Origin of the sequence: Streptomyces sp. NRRL WC-3742, from assembly GCF_000720635.1 — a bacterium.
Lineage (GTDB): Bacteria > Actinomycetota > Actinomycetes > Streptomycetales > Streptomycetaceae > Kitasatospora.
In genome coordinates, this window is sequence record NZ_JOCF01000225.1 from 1 (window position 1) to 213 (window position 213).

The following is a 213-nucleotide window of genomic DNA, read 5'->3' on the forward strand; positions in this document are numbered from 1 at the left end:
CGGGTTCGCCGCAGCCATGTCCTCCGGCTCCGGATACTTCGCGAACAACGCCGGCGTCGTCTGGTTCACCCGCAAGTCCGTCGTCTGCGCCGACAGCACGGTGGTCACCAGCAGCTCGAACGGCGTCTCGAAGTCCAGCTCCGGATGCGCGTACGGATACAGCTCCGCCAGCTCACGGTTGATCTTCCGCGCCCGCCGCACCATCGCCAGACG

General features: G+C 67.1%; 1 protein-coding gene. It reads right to left on the reverse strand.

The genetic code is table 11. The features are described from left to right. Window positions 1-213, reverse strand: a 213-nt coding sequence (locus IH61_RS0140135) for an endonuclease (RefSeq protein ID WP_037974273.1), incomplete at both ends; no start/stop codon positions are given.